This window comes from Sphingomonas sp. GW821-FHT09B04, assembly GCF_059418285.1.
Map to the genome: position 1 here is coordinate 79,832 of NZ_JBWKPO010000004.1, position 19,772 is coordinate 99,603.

Below are 19,772 nucleotides of genomic sequence, written 5' to 3' on the forward strand. Positions count from 1 at the left end.
GCTTCCTTTGACCCTTCGGCACCCCCACCTATAACAATCCTATGCCCCATTCCGGCTTCGTCCCCCTCCGTATCTTCTCCGCCTACACGATGCTGGAAGGCGCGATCGAGCCCAAGGCGATCGCCGGACGCGCGCGCGCGCTGGGGTTCCCTGCCGCCGGATTGTGCGACCGCAACGGGCTCTATGCCGCAATGCCGTTCGGCGATGCCGCGAAGAAGGCCGGGGTCCAGCCCGTCGTCGGCACGCTGCTGTGCGTCGAGCGACCCGACATGCCCGAGGGCGTCACCCCGCCGCTCGACTGGCTGGCGCTGTTCGCACAGGACCAGCGCGGCTACGAAAATCTCTGCGACCTCGTTTCGCGCGCGCATCTCGAACGCCCGATCGAGAAGGACGCGCATGTCCTCTTTTCGGATCTCGAAGGCCGCACCGACGGCCTGATCGCGCTCACCGCGGGCAAGGAAGGCGGGCTCGCCCGCATGTTCGCCGAGGAGCAGGATTCGGCCGCATTCGCCTATGTCGACCGGCTTCAGGCGCTGTTCGGCGACCGCCTCTATATCGAGATCATTCGCCGGCTGGACGAGGTCGAGGGCAGGGCAGAGCCCAAGCTGCTCGACCTTGCCTATGATCGCGGCATTCCCATCGTCGCGACCAATCCGGCCTGCTACGCCGAGCCCAATTTCCATCAGGCGCACGACGCGATGCTGTGCATCGCCGGGTCCGCCTATGTCGCCAGCGACGAGCGCGCACGCTCCTCGCCCGATACGTGGATGAAGCCCGCGACCGAGATGAAGCGGCTGTTCGACGATCTGCCTGAGGCGATCGAGAACACGCTCGTCGTCGCGCAGCGCTGCGCCTATGCCGCGCCCAAGCGCAAGCCGATCCTCCCCAGCCTCGCCGGCGATCTCGAGGGCGAGGCTGCGCAGTTGCGCGACGACGCGCGCGCCGGACTTGAGGAGCGGCTGGAAAAGGCCGGCGTCACTGACCCGGCCAGGCGCGAGGAATATTTCGCGCGGTTGGCGTTCGAGACCGACATCATCATCCAGATGGGGTTCCCCGGCTACTTCCTGATCGTCGCGGACTTCATCAAATGGGCGAAGATCAACGGTATCCCTGTGGGACCGGGCCGTGGCTCGGGCGCGGGCAGCGTGGTCGCATGGGCGCTGACCATCACCGACCTCGACCCGCTTGAACTCGGCCTGCTGTTCGAACGCTTCCTCAATCCGGAACGCGTGTCGATGCCCGACTTCGACATCGACTTCTGCGAAACCCGCCGTGGCGAGGTGATCCGCTACGTCCAGGCGAAATATGGTCGCAATCAGGTCGCGCAGATCATCACCTTCGGAACGATGAAGGCGCGCGCGGTGCTCAAGGACACCGGGCGCGTCCTGCAGATGAGTTATGGCCAGGTCGACCGCCTTGCCAAGCTCGTCCCCAACCACCCGACCGATCCGTGGACGCTGCCGCGCTCGCTCAACGGCGTCAGCGAGTTCAAGGCCGAATATGACGGCGACGAGGGGGTCAGGCACCTCGTCGATCTCGCCATGCAGCTCGAAGGGCTGCCGCGCCACAGCTCCACCCATGCCGCCGGCGTGGTGATCGGCGACCGCCCGCTCGCTGAGCTGGTCCCGCTCTACCGCGATCCGCGCTCAGACATGCCCGTCACGCAGTTCGACATGAAATATGTCGAAGGCGCGGGTCTGGTGAAGTTCGACTTTCTCGGTCTCAAGACGCTGTCGGTGCTGCAGAAGGGCGTCGAGCTGCTCGCCGCGCGCAACATCCAGATCGACCTCGCCGCGCTCGGCTGGGACGATCCGGCGGTGTACGAACTGCTCCAGCGCGGCGACACGGTTGGCGTGTTCCAGCTGGAATCGGAGGGCATGCGCCGCACGCTGACCGCGGTGCGGCCGACCAATTTCGGCGACATCATCGCGCTCGTCTCGCTCTACCGCCCCGGTCCGATGGACAACATCCCGATGTTCGGCCGCCGCAAGCAGGGGCTTGAGCCGATCGAGTATCCCCACCCGGCGCTCGAGGGGATCCTGAAGGAGACCTACGGGATCTTCGTCTATCAGGAACAGGTGATGCAGGCCGCGCAGATCCTGGCGGGCTATTCGCTCGGCGGCGCCGATTTGCTGCGCCGCGCGATGGGCAAGAAGATCAAGGCTGAGATGGACGCCCAGCGCGCGCTGTTCGTCGAGGGCTGCGCCAAGGTGAATAACATCGCCGAGGCCAAGGCGAACGAGCTGTTCGACTTGATCGACAAGTTCGCCGGCTACGGATTCAACAAGTCGCACGCCGCCGCCTATGCGCTGCTCGCCTATCATACCGCGTGGCTCAAGGCGCACTATCCGCACGAATTCTACGCAGCTTCGATGTGCTTCGAACTTGGCCAGACCGAAAAGCTGGCGATCTTCGTCGAGGATATGAAGCGCCTCAGCGTGCCGTGCCTGCCGCCCGACATCAATTCGAGCGAAGCGGAGTTCTCGGTCGAGGCGGTCGATGACGGCTTCGCGGTCCGCTACGCGCTCGCCGGTCTCAAGGGCGTGGGCGAGAAGGCGATGGAGCTGCTGGTCGAGGAGCGCCACGCCAAGGGCCGCTTCCAGAGCCTCGACGATTTCGCGCGCCGCGTCGATCCGCGGCTGCTCAACAAGCGCCAGGTCGAAGCGCTGGCCGGGGCGGGGGGCTTCGACAGCATCGCGCCCGACCGGCCCGGCGTCTACGCCGCGGCCGAGACGATCCTCGCCGTCGCCCAGCGTACCCATGCCAATCGCGAGAGCGGGCAGGGCGGGTTGTTCGGCGAGGCCGAGCCGGTCGGCTCCGCGATCCAGCTGCCCAAGAGCGCACGCTGGACGCTGGGCCAGAAGATTGAGGCCGAGAAGGATTCGTTCGGCTTCTTCTTCTCCGCGCACCCGCTCGACCGCTACCAGCACCTCGCGCGGCTCCATTCGGCGCGGACGATCGTCAGCCTCAACGCGATCGAGATTGCTGAAGGCGGCCGCGCCGGTGCGACCGTCGCTGCGCTGATCGAGGATGCGCGCTGGCGCACCTCGGCGCGCGGTAAGCGCTACCTCATGGCGACGCTGTCCGACGCCAGCGGGACCGTTCCGTGCACCTGCTTCGATGATCTCACCGCCAAGGAGATGGAGGATGCCTCGCGCATCGGCGGCTGCGGTATTCTGACGCTCGAACTCGATCGCCGAGCTGGCGAGGACTCCGCGCGCGTCACTGTACGCAAGGTCCAGCCGTTCGAAGGGATGGCCAAGGACGTCCGCTTGACCCTTCGCCTCACCGCGACTGAGCCGGGCGCGCTCGCCGCCATCGCCCACCAACTCGCCGATGCCCGCGGCGGGCGGTGCGAAGTGATCCTCGACGCGCCTCTGCCCGGTGGTGGTGAGGCCGAACTGGTGCTCGGCCGCAACTTCCGCATCGACGGCGAGCTGGCGACCCGGATCGAACACCTCCCCGGCGTCGCCGCGTGTGAGCTCAAGCCCACCGAACTGCCCAGGCTCGCGCTGGCGAGCTGATCGCTCGCCCCTTGCATCCGTCCCTTCAAATCCGCAGGATGCCCTTACGGACACGGAAACCCGTGCCGATCAGGTGCTGACAAGGAGAGTGTGATGCTGGGCGCGATGCAGGATTTCGAGCTTCGGGTACCGCGGCTGATCGATCATGCGGAGCGCGAATATGGCGATCGCGAGATCGTCAGCCGCTGGTTCGACGGCAGTGAGACGCGCACCGACTGGGCCGGGATCGCGCGGGATTCGCGCAGGCTGGCGCAGGCGCTCGAGCGGATGGGCATCAAGAAGGGCGATCGTGTCGCGACGATGGCGATGAACCACAGCCGCCACCTTGTCGCCTGGCACGGCACGATCGGCATGGGCGGGGTGATCCACACCATCAACCCGCGCCTGTTCGAGGACCAGCTCGCCTTTATCGGCAACCATGCCGAGGATCGCGTGCTGATGTACGATCGCATGTTCCAGCCGATCATCGACAAGATGAAGCCGCAGTGGAAGACGATCGAGCATTACATCGTCTTCGACGGCGCGGGCCCCGACAGCTTCGAGGCTGTGATCGGCGCCGAGGACGGCAATTATGCCTGGGTCGAGGGCGACGAACGCGAGCCGTGCATGCTCTGCTACACCAGCGGCACGACCGGGAACCCCAAGGGTGTGCTCTACACGCACCGCTCGTCAGTGATCCACGCGATGGCGGAGATCCAGCCGGCGGTGTTCGACCTGTCGACCCAGTCGGTGGTGCTCCCTGTCGTGCCGATGTTCCATGCGGTCGGCTGGGGCATGCCCTTCGCCGCGCCGATGGTCGGCGTGAAGCTCGTCATGTCCGCGATCAATGAGGGCAAGGTGCTGTGCGAGCTGATGAACCGCGAGAAGGTGACGCACACCGCGGGCGTGCCGACCGTGTGGTTCGCGATGTTCCAGCATATGGACGAGACCGGCGATGTCCCCGCGCATCTCAAGGTGGTGACGATCGGCGGATCGGCCGCACCGCGCGCTATGATCGAGCGGATCATGAAGATGGGCGCGCGGGTCAACCATGCCTGGGGCATGACCGAAACCTCGCCGATCGGGACGATGGGTTCGCCCAGCGCCGACTGGGATGAGCTGAGTTTCGAAGCCAAGGTCGACAAGATGGTGTGCCAGGGCCGCGCGCCCTTCGGTGTCGAGCTGCGCACGGTCGACGATGCCGGCAACATCCTCCCGCGCGATGGTACGAGTTCGGGGAGCCTTCAGGTGCGCGGCCCGTGGATCATCAAGCAGTATTTCAAGGATGAGAGCGGCCCGTGCCTCACCGCGGATGGCTGGTTCGACACCGGCGACGTCGCCGTGCTGCATCCCGACGGCATCATGCAGATCACCGATCGCGCCAAGGACGTGATCAAGTCGGGCGGCGAGTGGATCAGCTCGGTCGAGCTCGAGAATGCCGCGGTTGGCTGCCCCGGCGTGGCCGAGGCCGCCGCGATCGGCATCCATCACCCCAAATGGGACGAGCGTCCGCTGCTGCTGGTGATCCGCAAGCCGGGCAGCGAGGTGACCGCCGACCAGGTCCAGCAGCATCTCGCCAACCATGTCGCCAAATGGTGGCTCCCCGATGAGATTCATTTCGTCGAGGCGCTGCCGCACACCGCCACTGGCAAGCTGCTCAAGACCGCGATCCGCGATCAGTATAAGGGCTTCCAGTTCGCGGCGGCCTAGCCGCGAACTGGAGCGCGCGCCTTAGCCCTCGCGCCGCAGCGGCATGAAGCGCGGGTTGCGCAGCAGTGCGGCCGAGACCAGCGAGACGAGCAGCCCGACCGGGAAGATCTCGCTGAAGGTGATTGGCAGGCGGATCAGCGGGTTGGCGTAGCTCACGCGAAACTCCGCCATCCACGCCTGCAACGCCGCCAGCTCCGCCGCGCTGGCGCCCGCCGCACGCTTCCGCTCGACCTCGGCCGCCATCATCGTCTCGACATAGCCGGCACCGTGGATCACGAGCAGCGCTTCCCAGGTGAGCACATACAGCACCCCTGCGACCACCGAGATCGCGATGCCGAGGCCGAAGGCCGGCCAGAAGCGGATCGCACCGCCCAGCTCATGATCGCGCCGCCGCTTGATCGCGACGAATACTGCGCTCAGTGCGATCAGCATGGTGAGGTAGCCGAGCGCCATGCCCAGCGGACCGGTCGGGGGATTGTCGCCGAACAGCGTGACGATCAGGAAGAGCTGGATGCTCACCACCACGCCGGCGATGAGGCCATAGGTCAGGATCAGGCGCTGCATGTCATGTTCCCCTTATGCGTTCGATGCCCGGACGATCGGTCGGCAAGCGCAGCGCGGCAATCGCCCAAAGGGGTGATTTGGGCGGTTTCGCCCAAAATCATGTCAGGGCAGCAGCCCGAGTTCGCGGGCCCGCGCCAGCGCATCGGTGCGACGTCGCGCGCCCAATTTCTCGAACAGCCGCGCGACATGCGTCTTCACCGTGTTGGGCGAGATATCGAGGTTGCGGGCGATCTGCTTGTTGGCGTGACCCGCGTTCAGCTCGCGTAACACCGTCATCTCGCGCTCGCTGATATTGAGCGACGCCTGCGCCGCAGGATTGCCCTCCAGTCGGGGTGGTGCGGTCGAACCCGTCACCCGCGTGCCGATCAGCAGCCCGAGCGCGAGGAAACCGCCCGCGACGAGCAGCACGTACAATTCGGTCGAATGCGCCCGCATCAGCCAGCGATAGTCGAGCCATTGCAGCAGCGCGGTGCCGAGCGCGAGCAGACCGCCATAGAGCAGCACCTGTCGCCACCAGCCGGATCGGGGAAACCGTTTCGCCTGCATGGACCATAGCATCGCGCGGGTCGATGCTGCGCGCAACTACGCTGCGAACGCGTGAGCGACTGCTATTGTCGCCGTCTCCGTCATCCCGGCCTTGTGCCGGGATCCACCAGGAAGTGCGCTGGAAGCTATAGGCTCTATCGCATCGTTCGCTGCACCGTGGATCCCGGCACAAGGCCGGGATGACTGCTGAATTGGATGTTCGCAACCAGATCGCTAGCGGGCAGGCCAGCATAGGACTGCGCCTAGAACAGCTCCCCCTGCGCGCTCGGCGGCGGGCGGAACAGGTCGCGGCGCAGCGGGATATGCTCCTTGTCGAGCCCGAAGCGCCGCGCCGCGATCTTGAATCGCGTGCGCAGCAGCTCCGCCCACGGACCTTTCCCCCGAAACCGGCTGTGGAAATCGGGGTCGTTGTCGCGCCCGCCGCGGATCGACTGGATCGTCGCCATCACCTTGCTCGCGCGATCCGGGAAATGTTCGTCGAGCCAGGCGCGGAACAGCGGCGCTACCTCGTGCGGCAGCCGTACCGGCAGGTAGAAACAGCCCAGCGCCCCGGCCTCCGCCGCGCGCTCCATGATATGCTCGATCTCGTGATCGGTGATCTGCGGGATCACCGGAGAGAGCGAGACATAGGTCGGGATGCCCGCGTCGCGCAGCTTCGCCACCGCTGCCAGCCGACGCTCGGGATGCGGCGCGCGCGGCTCGACCGTGCGGGCGATCTTCGGGTCGAGCGAGGTGATTGAGACCATCACCGCCGCCAGCCCGCGCTCCGCCATCGGGGCAAGCACGTCGATGTCGCGCGTCACCCGGTCGGACTTGGTGGTGATCGTCAGCGGGTGGCCGCATTCTGCCAGCACCTCGATACAGCCGCGTGTGATCCGCCACTCCGCCTCGATCGGCTGATAGGGGTCGGTGTTGGTGCCGAACGCGATCGGCTGGCAGACATAGCCGCGCTTGGTGAGCGCCGCGCGCAGCAGGGCAGGGGCGTCGGGCTTGGCGAACAGCCTGGTCTCGAAATCGAGCCCCGGCGACAGGTCGAGATAGGCATGCGTCGGCCGCGCGAAACAGTAGATGCAGCCATGTTCGCACCCGCGATAGGGGTTCACCGATCGGTCGAAGGCGATGTCGGGCGACTGGTTGCGGGTCAGGACCGTCTTCGCCTTGTCGATCGCGACGATCGTGCGCAGCGGCGGCAGTTCGCCGTCGATCTCCGCGCGCGCGTCGAGCCAGTCGCCATCGGCCTCGCGCGCGGGCAGATTGAAGCGGGCGCTCTCACGATTGTGCGTGGCCCCGCGCACGGGGCGGGTCTTAGCCATGCGCGAACGCTAGGCCTGTGCATGGAACATTTCAAGAACAAAAATGTGCCCGTTAGACGTGTGTGGCGGTCCAGGTGGCGAACCAGTCCAGCCACTTTGCGCCCGAATTGGTTCTGGGCAGGCTCGCTGCGCCGAATCCGTGCCCGCCGCGTTCGAGGAAATGCGCCTCAACCGGCACCTTATGACGCCGCGCCGCTTCCATCAGTGCCACGCTCTGCGAGAGCGGAACGGTGCCGTCGTCCATCGCGTGGCACAGGAATAGCGGTGGCATCGCTGCACTCGCCCGCGCCAGCACGTCGAAGCGTGCGCCTGCGCCGGGTGGCGGGTTGGGGCCGAGCAGGTTGGGACCGGAGCGGCTGTTGGGTCCCGCGCTCGAAAACTGGGTGACCGGGTAGATCAGGCCCGAAAAGGCGGGCCGCGCCGACAGCCGGTCGGCGGCGTCGGCTGGACGATAGACCGGGTCGTTATGCCCCACAGTCAGCGTGCCGCCGAGATGCCCGCCAGCGGAAAAGCCGCAGATGCCGAGCTTGGCGGGATCGATCCCGAACTCTACCGCCCGCGACCGAATCAACCGCATCGCGCGCTGCGCATCCTGCAGCGCCACTTCGGTGCGGTTGAGCCAGCCTTCGCCGGGCAGGCGATAGGCGAGGACGAACACGGCGATGCCAAGGGGGTTGAGCGCGCGCGCGACGTTCACGCCCTCGTTGATCAGGCTGACGAAGACATAGCCGCCGCCGGGCATGACCAGCACCGCACGCCCGTCGGGCCGCATCGGGCGGAACACGCCGACGTAGGGGTAGCGGATGCCCTTCTCCCAGCGCTGCGGGGTGCCCAGCGGCAGCGGCACCGGGACGCTCGATCGCGCGATGCCCGGCGGCGTGCCGGGCGGAAGGCTCGGCCACAGCATGAAATGTTCGCGCGGCGGCCAGGGCGGGGCAGGGGCAAAGATCTTCTGCGTACTCTGCGCGCTTGCCTGCCCGGCGATTCCCAGCGCCGCAGCGCCGCCGATAAATGTCCTGCGGTCGATCGTCTTGTGCATGTCACGTTGATAGCCAACAGCATCGCCCTTTGCATCCGGGGCGTTGCTCAAATATGGGGGCGCCATTCCCCATGGGACATTAGAAGGAAGGACAAGGCGTGAAGGACGTTCTCGTAATCGGCGCAGGCGGCGTTTCGTCGGTCGCGGTGCACAAGATGGCGAAGAATCCGGATCTGTTCGGAAAGATCACGCTCGCCAGCCGCCGCAAGTTCAAGTGCGACGCGATCGCCGAATCGGTGAAGGCGCGCTTCGGCGTCACCATCGACACGGCTGAGGTCGACGCCGACGACGTCGCGGCGACGAGCAAGCTGATCGAGGCTGTGAAGCCCAATCTGCTCGTCAATCTGGCGCTGCCGTACCAGGACCTCAACCTGATGGACGCGTGCCTCAACACCGGCACCGACTATCTCGACACCGCCAACTACGAGCCGCGCGACGAGGCTCGGTTCCATTATGGCTGGCAGTGGGACTATCAGGATCGCTTCAAATCGGCTGGTCTGATGGCGCTGCTCGGTTCGGGCTTCGATCCGGGCGTGACCTCGGTCTTCGCGATGTACATCAAGAAGCATTTGCTCGACACGATCCGCACGCTCGACATCCTCGACTGCAACGGCGGCGATCACGGCCAGCATTTCGCGACCAACTTCAATCCCGAAATCAACATCCGTGAGATCACAGCGCCCGCACGGCACTGGGAGAATGGCGACTGGGTCGAAACCCCGGCGCTGTCGTCGCGCCAGGTGTTCGAATTCGATCAGGTCGGCGCCAAGAACATGTACCTCATGTACCATGAGGAGCTGGAGAGCCTGGTCAAGTTCCTGCCCGAGATCGAGCGCGCGCGCTTCTGGATGACCTTCGGCGAACAGTATCTGACGCATCTGCGCGTGCTGCAGAATGTCGGCCTGACCTCGATCGAGCCGATCCTGTACGAAGGGCGCGAGATCGTTCCGCTGCAGTTCCTCAAGGCCGTCCTGCCCGAGCCCTCGACGCTCGGCACCACGACCAAGGGCAAGACCAACATCGGCGACATTGCGACCGGCACCAAGGACGGCGAAGAGAAGACCTTCTACGTCTATAACATCTGCGATCACGAGGACGCGTTCGAGGAGACCGGCAACCAGGCGGTGAGCTACACCACCGGCGTTCCGGCGATGATCGGCGCGGCGCTGATGCTCAATGGCACCTGGAAGGGCGAGGGCGTGTTCAACATCGAACAGTTCGATCCCGATCCGTTCATGGACATGCTCAACAAGCACGGCCTGCCCTGGCAGGTCCACGAGCTGCCCGAGCCGCTGAAATTCTGATCGAGGGGAAGGGGGCATCTGCTCCCTTCTTCCGTTTGTGCTGAGCCTGTCGAAGCACCTTGTTCTTGGTGAGAGCCCTTCGACGAGCTCGGGGCGAACGAAGGTATTGTTAGTGACCGAAACCCGCGCCGCACCGCCCGTGATGTCGACCAAGGCCGGGGACCCCGGCGCGTTTGCCGGCTTCGACCTGTCGCGCGTGCCGTCGCCCTGCTTCGTCGTCGACGCGGCGGCGGTGGAGCGCAACCTCGCGACCATCGCCGATGTCCGCGACCGCGCGGGAGTGAAGATCCTGCTCGCGCTCAAGGCCTTTTCGATGTGGTCGCTCGGCGATCTCGTCGGCAAATATCTCGATGGCGTCGCGACGTCGGGCCTTCACGAAGCCAGGCTCGCCGCCGACCATTATCATGGCGAGATCGCGACCTATTGCTCGGGCTACAAGGCCGCGGACATGGCGCAAGTGTGCCGGATCTCCGATCACGTCATCTTCAACACCCCTAGCCAGCACGCCGCCATGAAGGGCGAACTCGCCGCCGCCCGCGCGCGCGGCGACATTTTCGACGTCGGCCTGCGCCTCAACCCGATGCATTCGGAGGGCGAGGTCCAGAAATACGACCCCGCCCAGCCGCACAGCCGCCTTGGTTTCCCCGCCGATCAGCTGCTTCCCGAGCATTTCGAGGGTATCGACGGCATCCATGTCCATTCGCTGTGCGAGCAGGATTTCCCGCCGCTGCGTCGCACCTGGGAAGCGCTCCGCCCACGCCTCGCGCCCTATCTCGGCCAGCTCAAGTGGCTCAACTTCGGCGGCGGCCACCACATCACCCGCGCCGACTATCAGCGCGACGACCTGATCGCCTTTCTCAAGGAAGTGCGCGCCGAAACCGGTCTCGAGGTGATCCTCGAGCCGGGTGAGGCGATCGCGCTCGACACCGGCATCCTTGTCGGCGAGTTCGTCGATCTCTTCGACAACGGTATGCCGATCGGCGTCGTCGATATCTCCGCCACCTGCCACATGCCCGACGTGATCGAGGCGCCCTACCGTCCGGCGATGCTGGGCGAGGGCGGCGATGTCCTCGTTCGCCTCGGCGGCCCTTCATGCCTTGCCGGCGACATTCTCGGCGACTTCCGCTTCGCCGAGCGCCCGGTGCCCGGCCAGCGTTTCGCGTTTCTCGATCAGGCGCATTACTCGATGGTCAAGACCACGACCTTCAACGGCGTGCCCTTGCCCACCATCGCGCTATGGGACAGCCGCAGCGACGATCTGCGCATCGTGAAGTCGTTCGGCTACGAAGACTTCGAGGGCCGGTTGTCCTAGACGGCGTCCCGCTGCTACAGGCGGCGGCCGATAATCCCCGCTCGTGCTGAGAGCGGGGAATGCATAGCCAGAGCCAAACGATCCAATGCTGAACCTTTCTGCCATCACCGTCCGCCTCGGCGGCCGCGTCATCATCGACCGCGCCAGTGCCGCGCTCCCGCCGCGGGGCCGCATCGGGCTGGTCGGGCGCAACGGCGCGGGCAAGTCGACCCTGGTCAAGGTGATCGCCGGCCAGATCGACCCCGATGAGGGCAGCGCCGACATGCCGCGCGGCGCGCGCATCGGCTATGTCGCGCAGGAGGCACCGGCCGGAAAGACCACCCCGTTCGAAACCGTGCTCGCCGCCGACACCGAGCGCGCCGCGCTGATGGAAGAGGCGGAAGGCCTCGAAGATCCCGACCGCCTCGGCGAGATCCACGAGCGGCTCGGCGCGATCGACGCCTATTCCGCGCCGTCGCGCGCCGCGCGTATCCTTGTCGGCCTCGGCTTCGACGAGGACGCTCAGCACCGCCCGCTCGACAGTTTCTCGGGCGGCTGGCGTATGCGCGTCGCGCTCGCGGCTTTGCTGTTCAGCCAGCCCGACCTGCTGCTGCTCGACGAGCCTTCGAACCACCTCGATCTCGAAGCGGTGCTGTGGCTGGAGGATTTCCTCCAGAGCTATCCCGCGACGATCGTCATCGTCAGCCACGAGCGCGATTTCCTCAACAACGTCGTGGACCACATCCTCCACCTCGAACGCGGCAAGCTCACCCTCTACCCGGGCGGCTACGACTCGTTCGAGCGCCAGCGCGCCGAGCGTCAGGCGCAGCAGGCCGCCGCGCGCGAGAAGCAGCTCGCCGAGCGTGCCAAGCTGCAGGACTATGTCGCCCGCAACTCGGCCCGCGCCTCCACGGCCAAACAGGCGCAGTCGCGCGCCAAGGCGCTCGCCCGGATGCAGCCGATCGCTGCGGTGGTCGACGATCCCACGCTGGCCTTCGGCTTTCCCGACCCCGATCCGCTGCGCCCGCCGCTGATCACGCTCGATCACGCCAGCGTCGGCTATGACGGCAAGCCGATCCTGCAGCGGCTGAACCTGCGCATCGATCCGGATGACCGCATCGCGCTGCTCGGGCGCAACGGCAACGGCAAGACCACGCTCGCCCGCCTGCTCGCCGCCCAGCTCACCCCGATCGACGGGGAGAAGGCGGCGTCCACGAAGATGCGCGTCGGCTATTTCACCCAATATCAGGTGGAAGAGCTGCACAGCGACGACACGCCGTTCGATCACATGCAGCGGCTGATGGAGGGTGAGAAGCCGTCCTTCGTCCGCGCCCAGCTCGGCCGCTTCGGCTTTGCCGGCGACAAGGCGATGACCAAGGTCGGCAAGCTGTCGGGCGGCGAGCGCGCGCGGCTGGCGCTGGCGCTGATTACCCGCGACGCGCCGCACATGCTGATCCTCGACGAGCCGACCAACCACCTCGACGTCGATTCGCGCGAAGCGCTGATTCAGGCGCTGACCGCCTATACCGGCGCGGTGGTGATCGTCAGCCATGACCGCCACATGATCGAGATGACCGCCGACCGCCTCGTGCTGGTCGATCAGGGAACGGCCAAGCCCTTCGACGGCAATCTCGACGATTACATCGCCTTCGTGCTCGCCAAGGAGCCCAAGGCGACCGCGGCGGAAAAGGCCAACCGCAAGGATGCGCGTCGCGAAGCCGCCGAGGCGCGCGAGAAGGGCAATGCCCTGCGCAAGTCGGCCAAGGCGGCGGAAGCCGAGATGGCCAAGCTTGGTGAGAAGCTCAGCGCGATCGACCGCGCCATGTTCGATCCCGCCACCGCCGCGCCCGACCTCGCCAAGCTCACCATGACCGAGCTGATGAAGCAGCGCGGCGCGGTAGCGAAGGACATGGAGGCCGCCGAAGCTACCTGGGTGGAAGCAAGCGAGGCGCTGGAAGCTCTGGCCGCCTGAATTCTCCTCCCTGAAAGGGAGGGGAGCCTTGTCTCCAATCTACTGCGGGAATCTCGACTCGGCGGCCGCGCCCGTGCGCCGCCGGCGTCTACGTTGTCGACATTCCTGCGCTGAACGCGGAACCGCGAAATCGCCGCCGACCCAACATCGGTTGCCACTTGTTGCACTTTGCAAATTTCACAAGGCTGGCCGTAATGCGATTTTCAGGCTGTTTATAGCTAAGGTTCATTTTGATATTTACGAACTAATAATCTGAAAAATAACATATAATTTCGTTATCTTTCCTACATATCACCGGTTGGGCTATACTCGGACAGAGGGCAAGACCCCGGAAAGGTAAAGTGCAACAACTTCACACACGCGCACCGAAAGCTGAGTGAAAGAACCGATTGCAACCACGCCCGGTCATTCTACCTTGGTGTCAGCGCCCCGATCCCAGAGGGTGTGGAAAAACTGCAGGAAGAGACTGAATGGCCACAGCCGTCCATCAGGTCACGCCCGAAGAGGCTTCCGCTAATCGGCCCCCCGAAGCGGTCGTCGTCCGCTTTGCCGGAGACTCGGGCGACGGCATGCAGCTTACCGGTGGCCAGTTCACGCTTTCGACCGCGCTGGCGGGCAACGATCTCGCCACCTTCCCCGATTTTCCCGCCGAAATCCGCGCCCCACAGGGCACGCTCTTCGGGGTCTCCGCCTTCCAGATCAATTTCGGCTCGGCCGCGATCGAGACCGCGGGCGACGCCCCCGATGTCCTCGTCGCGATGAACCCGGCGGCGCTCAAGACCAATGTCGGCGATCTCAAGCCCGGCGGCCTGATCATCGCGGACGAGGGGGAGTTCAACAAACGCAACCTCGACAAGGCGAAATACCCGGAGAACCCGCTCGAGGACGGCAGCCTCGCCAAATGGCAGCTGCTCAAGCTCAACATCTCGCAGCTGACCCTCGAGGCCGTGAAGCCGTTCGGCCTCGGCAACAAGGAGGCGCTGCGCTGCAAGAACATGTGGACGCTGGGTCTGGCGCTGTGGATGTTCGACCGTGAGCGCGGCCCGTTGGTCGACTGGCTCAAGACCAAGTTCGCCAAGGCGCCTGAGCTCGCTGAGGCCAACATCGCCGCGCTCAACGCCGGCCACGCCTATGGCGAAACTGCAGAGCTGGGTGCGCAGGGCATCGGGCAGCTGCATTTGCCTGCCGCGCCGGTCGAGCCGGGCCTGTACCGCACTGTCACCGGCGCGGATTCGATCAGCCTCGGCCTCGTCGCGGGTGCGCAGCTTGCCGGGCTTAAGCTCTTCTACGGCGGCTATCCGATCACCCCGGCCTCGGCGATCCTGCACCATCTCGCGCGGCTCAAGGAGTTCGGCGTCACCACCTTCCAGGCGGAGGATGAAATCGCCGCGGTCGCCTCGGCGCTCGGCGCATCCTATGCGGGAAGCCTTGGCGTCACCTGCTCCTCGGGGCCGGGCATTGCGCTCAAGACCGAGGCGATCGGCCTCGCGATCATGACCGAGCTGCCGCTGGTCATCGTCAACGCCCAGCGCGGGGGGCCCTCGACCGGGCTTCCGACCAAGACCGAGCAGTCGGACCTCTATCAGGCGGTCTATGGCCGCAATGGCGACGCGCCGGTGCCGGTGATCGCAACGCGCTCGGCGGCGGACTGTTTCGACTGCGCGATCGAGGCGGTGCGCATCGCCACCCAGTATATGACACCGGTGATGCTGCTCACCGACGGCTACCTCCAGAATGCGGCCGAGCCGTGGAAGGTGCCGGACATGAGCGACTACAAACCCTTCCCGGTCGAGTTCCACACCGAGTTGCCGGCGGAGGGCGAGAAGTTCCTGCCCTATGCCCGGGACGACAAGCTCAAGCGGCCTTGGGTCAAGCCGGGCACGCCGGGTTTGCTCCATCGTATCGGCGGGATCGAGAAGGCGCTGGGCACCGGCAATATCGACTATGCCCCCGACACCCACCAGGCGATGACCAACATCCGCAGGGACAAGATCAACGGCATCACGGTGCCCGATCAGGAGCTGGAGCAGGGCGAGGTCGGCGGCAAGCTCGTCGTGGTCGGCTGGGGCTCGACCTACGGCCCGATCACGCAGGCGGTCCGCCGCGCCCGCCGCAAGGGCCTCGACGTCAGCCATATGCACATCCGTCATATCTGGCCGATGCCGAAGAATCTCGGTGATCTGCTAAAGGGTTACGAGCGTATTCTGGTACCAGAAATGAATACCGGCCAGCTCAAGACGGTGCTGCGCGACCAGTTCCTCGTCGACGCCAGACCGCTCAACAAGGTCAGCGGCCAACCCTTCCGCATTCATGAGATCGAAGCGGCGATCGAGGAGGCTCTGGCATGAGCGAGGTTCTTGGAGGCCTCATATCTCAAGTGATTGGCGGATTCTTTGAAATGATGTTGGAGCCATTCTTCAAACGACGTCGGGCGGTATCGCATACCGTCTCGCCGGAAGGTGCGACGAAGCGCAGCCGCAGGCGCAGGAAGGGGCACGCATGAACGAGATCACTACCATCAAGTCCTCGACGCCCAAGGATTGGGAGACCGATCAGGAAGTGCGCTGGTGTCCGGGCTGCGGCGACTATGCGATCCTCAAGGCCGTGCAGCGGACCATGCCGGAAATCGGCGCGACGCCAGAGAATACCGTGTTCATCAGCGGCATCGGCTGCTCGTCGCGCTTCCCCTATTATATGGAGACCTATGGCTTCCACACCATCCACGGCCGCGCGCCGGCGGTGGCGACGGGGGTCAAGCTCGCCAATCCCGATCTCGACGTGTGGATCATCACCGGCGACGGCGACGGCCTGTCGATCGGCGGCAATCACACGATGCACCTGCTGCGGCGCAACCTGAACTGCCAGGTGCTGCTGTTCAACAATGAGATTTACGGCCTGACCAAGGGGCAATATTCGCCGACCAGCCGGGAGGGGACGCGCAGTCCTTCCACCCCGTTCGGCTCGGTCGACCACCCGGCCAAGCCCTGCGCCTATGCGCTCGGCAGCGGCGCCCGCTTCATCGCCCGCGGCATCGACGTCCATAAAAAGCTGCCAGAAGTGCTCAAGGCCGCCCACGCCCATCAGGGCGCGGCGTTCGTCGAGATCTTCCAGAACTGCATCGTCTACAACGACGATGTCTTCGCGCCCTTCACCGAAAAGGCCAATGCCGGCCACCAACTCTGGCTGGAGCATGGTCAGCCGATGGTCTTCGCCGGTGGATCGAAGGGAATCGCGCTGGATACAGAACGCCTTACACTGAAAACCGTAGATATAGTGGAAGGCGACTGGCAGGCCGCCGGCGTCATTGTCCACAACGTCGCCAACCGCGCCATCGCCCATATGCTGGTCGAGATGCCGTTCGGCCCGTTCCCGATGGCGCTCGGCGTCCTCTACGACGATCCCGCCCCGACCTTCGAGAGCGCCGTGGTCGCCCAGAACGCCGCCGCAAGCGAGGGCAAGGTGCCCGATCTCCAGAAACTGGTCAGCAAGGGGCAGACCTGGATGGTCGACAAGGAACCCCACCCAATGTGATGTGGGGCGGTGCGCTCCCCGCTGCGGCAATGCTGCTCGCCACTCCGAGTGCGGAGCCGCCGCCGGAGTTCGCCGTGCTGGTCATCGAGTTTCGCGAAGTCGCGACATTCGCGGGCTTTCCTAAGGTTTGCCCAGGCACCGCCCCCGGCGAAGCCAGCGAGGACGACCTTTGTATCGCCGAACTCTACGACGTGCCGGTCCGGGTGGTGCGTCGGATTTCGGGACCGCTGAGGGTTACGGGTCGAATGCTCCGCTACACCGCCCACAATCTCTATGGTCCTGCAGGCAGGCGGTTGCTGGTGCAGGCATTTTTGTGGAAGCGCGACTGGCTGTTCGCGGGCTGGTGGGAGATGCCCGACGAACGCGGCGAAGTGTGCCTCGACGCGCAGGATGCCGATAACCTTCAGATCAAGACACAATGGTCGCGCTGGCGCGAGCAGGCGGCGGTCGATGCGGGTGACGGCAAATCCCATCCGATACGGTGCCTTCGGCTCTAGCCGTACGGGGAAAGTCGTTACGCGTTCGTCACTTGGCCCTTGCCCGACTCAACTGCGCGTGCATTGTGCCCGACATGCAAGCACCCGCTAGGAACCGCGGTCGCCGGGATGGCAGGGGGAACGGCGCGCAGGCGAGCGGTGTGCTCATCGCCCTTGCCGTACCGTTGTTGCGCAAGTTGCTCGACCGGATCGACGCGGGGCTCGCTTACGGGGCGATCGAACTGACCTTGCCCGGCGGCAAAGGGCGCCGGCTTGGGGGCCGCGCGCCGGGGCCGGAGGCGCTGATCGATATCCGCAACTGGCGTGCTTTGTGGCGACTGGCGACCGGCGGGTCGATCGGCTGGTACGAGGCGTGGCAGGCGCGTGAATGGACCAGCCCCGATCCGGTGCCGCTGTTCGACCTGTTCATGCGCAATCGCGCGACGCTGGGTGATGCCGGGCGGGCGCAGGGACTTTCGCGGCTGGCGAAGCGGGCGTGGCACTGGATGCGCCGCAACGACCGCGACGGATCGCGGCGCAACATCGCCTATCACTATGATCTGGGGAATGATTTCTACGCGCCGTGGCTCGATGCCGGTATGACTTATTCCAGCGCGCTCTTCGCCGAACCCGGCATGGCGCTGGAGGACGCGCAGGCGGCGAAACTGGCGGCGATCCTCGAGCGTACGGCGACAAAGCCGGGCGACGCGATCCTCGAGATCGGCTGCGGCTGGGGCTCGTTCGCGGAGGCAGCGGCGCGGGGCGGGCGCAGGGTCCATGGTCTCACGCTCTCGACCGAGCAAAAGGCCTATGTCGAGGCGCGGGTGGCTGCGGCCGGATTGGCCGGGGTCGATGTCTCGCTGACCGATTATCGCGACGTTTCCGGGCAATATGACGCGATCGCAAGCATAGAAATGGTGGAGGCGGTGGGCGAGGCCTATTGGCCGGCCTACCTCCAGTCGATCGCACGGGCGCTCAAGCCCGGTGGCCGCGCGGCGATTCAGTATATCGCAATCGATGACGCAATCTTCGACGCCTATGCCCGCAACGTCGACTTCATCCAGACCTATGTCTTTCCTGGCGGCCTGCTGCTGTCGGAAGATCGTTTCCGCGCGATCGCGGCGGAGCAGGGGTTAAGCTGGCACGACCGCCGTGAATTCGGGGTGGACTATGCCGAAACGCTGAAGATCTGGCGCGAGCGGTTCGATGAGGCGGTGGTGTCGGACCGGATTCCGGCTGAGTTCGACCCGCATTTCATCGATTTGTGGCGGTTCTATCTCATGTATTGTGAAGGCGGGTTTCGCGGTGGCGGGATCTGGGTGGCGCAGGTGACGCTGATCAAGGACTAAGGGAGAGGGATATGCGGACGGCCTGGATCGCGCTTTCGGCGGTGGCTTTGTGGGGCTGCGCGCCCACAGCGCAGACAGCCGCTCCCGCTCCCGCGGCCAAGGACGAGGCCCGGCTGCGCCAGGTGGGGGCGGCTGTGCTGTTCTGGTCGGCCGAAGAGCGGCTCAAGAACTTCCCGGCGATGGAGAAGATCTTCCCTGGCCATGTCGTCAAAGCGGGCGGCAAGGTAAAGCCATTGCCTGAAGGCACACCGCTTCCGCTCCCGGCCGCCGAGGTCGATGCCTTCATGGCGGCACAGAATGTCGCCGGGCTGCTGGTGCTTCAGGACGGCAAGATCCGGCTCGAACGCTATGCGCTCGGCTATTCGCGCGAGGGCCGCTGGACGAGCTTTTCGGTGGCCAAGTCGGTGACGTCGACCCTTGTCGGCGCGGCGATCAGGGACGGCCACATCAAGTCGCTCGACGAGCCAGTGACGAAGTATATCCCGGACCTTGCCGGCGGCGGCTATGACGGGGTGACGATCCGCCAGATCCTGACCATGACGTCCGGCGTGCGCTGGAACGAGGATTATACCGATCCCAACAGCGACGTGGCGCGGATGTTCGCCGAAGCGGTGCCGCCGGGACAGGATCCGACCGTCGCCTATATGCGCAAGCTGCCGCGCGCCGACGCTCCGGGCAGCAAGTTCGTCTACAAGACCGGCGAGACCAATCTGATCGGCGTACTGGTGCGACGCGCGACGAAGAAGAAGCTGTCGGATTACCTCAGCGAGAAGATCTGGCGGCGTTACGGCATGGAGCGCGATGCCTTCTGGATGACCGATCAGAGTGGCGCCGAGGTCAGCGGCTGTTGCCTCTCGGTTTCGCTGCGCGACTATGCGCGGATCGGGCAGATGTCGCTGGAGGGCGGGAAGGGGATCGTGCCGGACGGCTGGTTCGCCGACGCGACCAGAAGCCATGCGACCCATCCGGGCGGCGGCTATGGCTATCAATGGTGGACGATCCCCGGCGGCTATTATGCCGCGCAGGGGATTTTCGGGCAGGTGATCCTGGTCGATCCCGCCAGCAAGCTGGTGATGGTCACCAGCGCTGCCTGGCCGAAGGCGAGCGACCGGGGGCTGTATATGCAGCGGCTGGCGTTCGCGATGAAGGTGCTGGAGGCCGCGAAGAAGTAGCG

The 19,772-nt window shown here is 65.5% G+C and carries 14 protein-coding genes; 10 read left to right on the forward strand and 4 right to left on the reverse strand.

Going from position 1 to position 19,772, the window contains the following annotated elements; all coding sequences use genetic code 11:
• Positions 1-41 precede the first annotated feature (41 nt).
• Both dnaE and AC07NK_RS13275 read left to right on the forward strand, forming a co-directional pair.
• Positions 42-3,524 (forward strand): DNA polymerase III subunit alpha, encoded by a 3,483-nt coding sequence (dnaE, locus tag AC07NK_RS13270; protein ID WP_495171074.1) that lies wholly within the window; start codon positions 42-44, stop codon positions 3,522-3,524.
• 93 nt (positions 3,525-3,617) lie between these two features.
• Positions 3,618-5,213 (forward strand): long-chain fatty acid--CoA ligase, encoded by a 1,596-nt coding sequence (locus AC07NK_RS13275; protein WP_495171075.1) that lies wholly within the window; start codon positions 3,618-3,620, stop codon positions 5,211-5,213.
• A 21-nt stretch (positions 5,214-5,234) separates the two neighbouring features.
• Here AC07NK_RS13275 and AC07NK_RS13280 read toward each other — a convergent pair whose 3' ends face one another.
• The 4 genes from AC07NK_RS13280 to AC07NK_RS13295 all read right to left on the reverse strand — a co-directional run bounded on the left by AC07NK_RS13280 (position 5,235) and on the right by AC07NK_RS13295 (position 8,675).
• The gene (locus AC07NK_RS13280) at positions 5,235-5,777 is read right to left on the reverse strand and encodes a DUF4199 domain-containing protein (RefSeq protein WP_495171076.1); all 543 of its coding nucleotides are present in this window, start codon (positions 5,775-5,777) and stop codon (positions 5,235-5,237) included.
• A gap of 102 nt (positions 5,778-5,879) precedes the next feature.
• Complete coding sequence (locus tag AC07NK_RS13285) at positions 5,880-6,335, reverse strand: response regulator transcription factor (RefSeq protein WP_495171077.1); 456 nt, start codon at positions 6,333-6,335, stop codon at positions 5,880-5,882.
• A 230-nt stretch (positions 6,336-6,565) separates the two neighbouring features.
• Entirely contained in the window at positions 6,566-7,636 is a 1,071-nt protein-coding gene (locus AC07NK_RS13290) for a PA0069 family radical SAM protein (RefSeq protein ID WP_495171078.1), read from the reverse strand.
• A 52-nt stretch (positions 7,637-7,688) separates the two neighbouring features.
• Positions 7,689-8,675, reverse strand: coding sequence for an alpha/beta hydrolase (locus tag AC07NK_RS13295; RefSeq protein WP_495171079.1), 987 nt, complete (start codon positions 8,673-8,675; stop codon positions 7,689-7,691).
• Positions 8,676-8,773: 98 nt separating this feature from the next.
• Here AC07NK_RS13295 and AC07NK_RS13300 point away from each other — a divergent pair, with 98 nt between their 5' ends.
• The 8 genes from AC07NK_RS13300 to AC07NK_RS13335 all read left to right on the forward strand — a co-directional run bounded on the left by AC07NK_RS13300 (position 8,774) and on the right by AC07NK_RS13335 (position 19,770).
• The gene (locus AC07NK_RS13300; protein WP_495171080.1) at positions 8,774-9,979 is read left to right on the forward strand and encodes a saccharopine dehydrogenase family protein; all 1,206 of its coding nucleotides are present in this window, start codon (positions 8,774-8,776) and stop codon (positions 9,977-9,979) included.
• Between the two features lie 142 nt (positions 9,980-10,121).
• Positions 10,122-11,291, forward strand: a complete 1,170-nt coding sequence (locus AC07NK_RS13305; protein ID WP_495171563.1) for a carboxynorspermidine decarboxylase — start codon at positions 10,122-10,124, stop codon at positions 11,289-11,291.
• Between the two features lie 85 nt (positions 11,292-11,376).
• Entirely contained in the window at positions 11,377-13,242 is a 1,866-nt protein-coding gene (locus AC07NK_RS13310) for an ABC-F family ATP-binding cassette domain-containing protein (RefSeq protein ID WP_495171081.1), read from the forward strand.
• Positions 13,243-13,712: 470 nt separating this feature from the next.
• The gene (locus tag AC07NK_RS13315) at positions 13,713-15,590 is read left to right on the forward strand and encodes a 2-oxoacid:acceptor oxidoreductase subunit alpha (RefSeq protein ID WP_495171082.1); all 1,878 of its coding nucleotides are present in this window, start codon (positions 13,713-13,715) and stop codon (positions 15,588-15,590) included.
• 151 nt (positions 15,591-15,741) lie between these two features.
• The gene (locus tag AC07NK_RS13320) at positions 15,742-16,773 is read left to right on the forward strand and encodes a 2-oxoacid:ferredoxin oxidoreductase subunit beta (protein WP_495171083.1); all 1,032 of its coding nucleotides are present in this window, start codon (positions 15,742-15,744) and stop codon (positions 16,771-16,773) included.
• 29 nt (positions 16,774-16,802) lie between these two features.
• On the forward strand, positions 16,803-17,270 hold the full coding sequence (locus AC07NK_RS13325) for a hypothetical protein (RefSeq protein ID WP_495171084.1): 468 nt from the start codon (positions 16,803-16,805) through the stop codon (positions 17,268-17,270).
• A 74-nt stretch (positions 17,271-17,344) separates the two neighbouring features.
• A complete protein-coding gene (locus AC07NK_RS13330; protein ID WP_495171085.1) occupies positions 17,345-18,598 on the forward strand; it encodes a class I SAM-dependent methyltransferase in 1,254 nt (417 codons plus the stop codon).
• 11 nt (positions 18,599-18,609) lie between these two features.
• The gene (locus tag AC07NK_RS13335; RefSeq protein WP_495171086.1) at positions 18,610-19,770 is read left to right on the forward strand and encodes a serine hydrolase domain-containing protein; all 1,161 of its coding nucleotides are present in this window, start codon (positions 18,610-18,612) and stop codon (positions 19,768-19,770) included.
• Positions 19,771-19,772 lie beyond the last annotated feature (2 nt).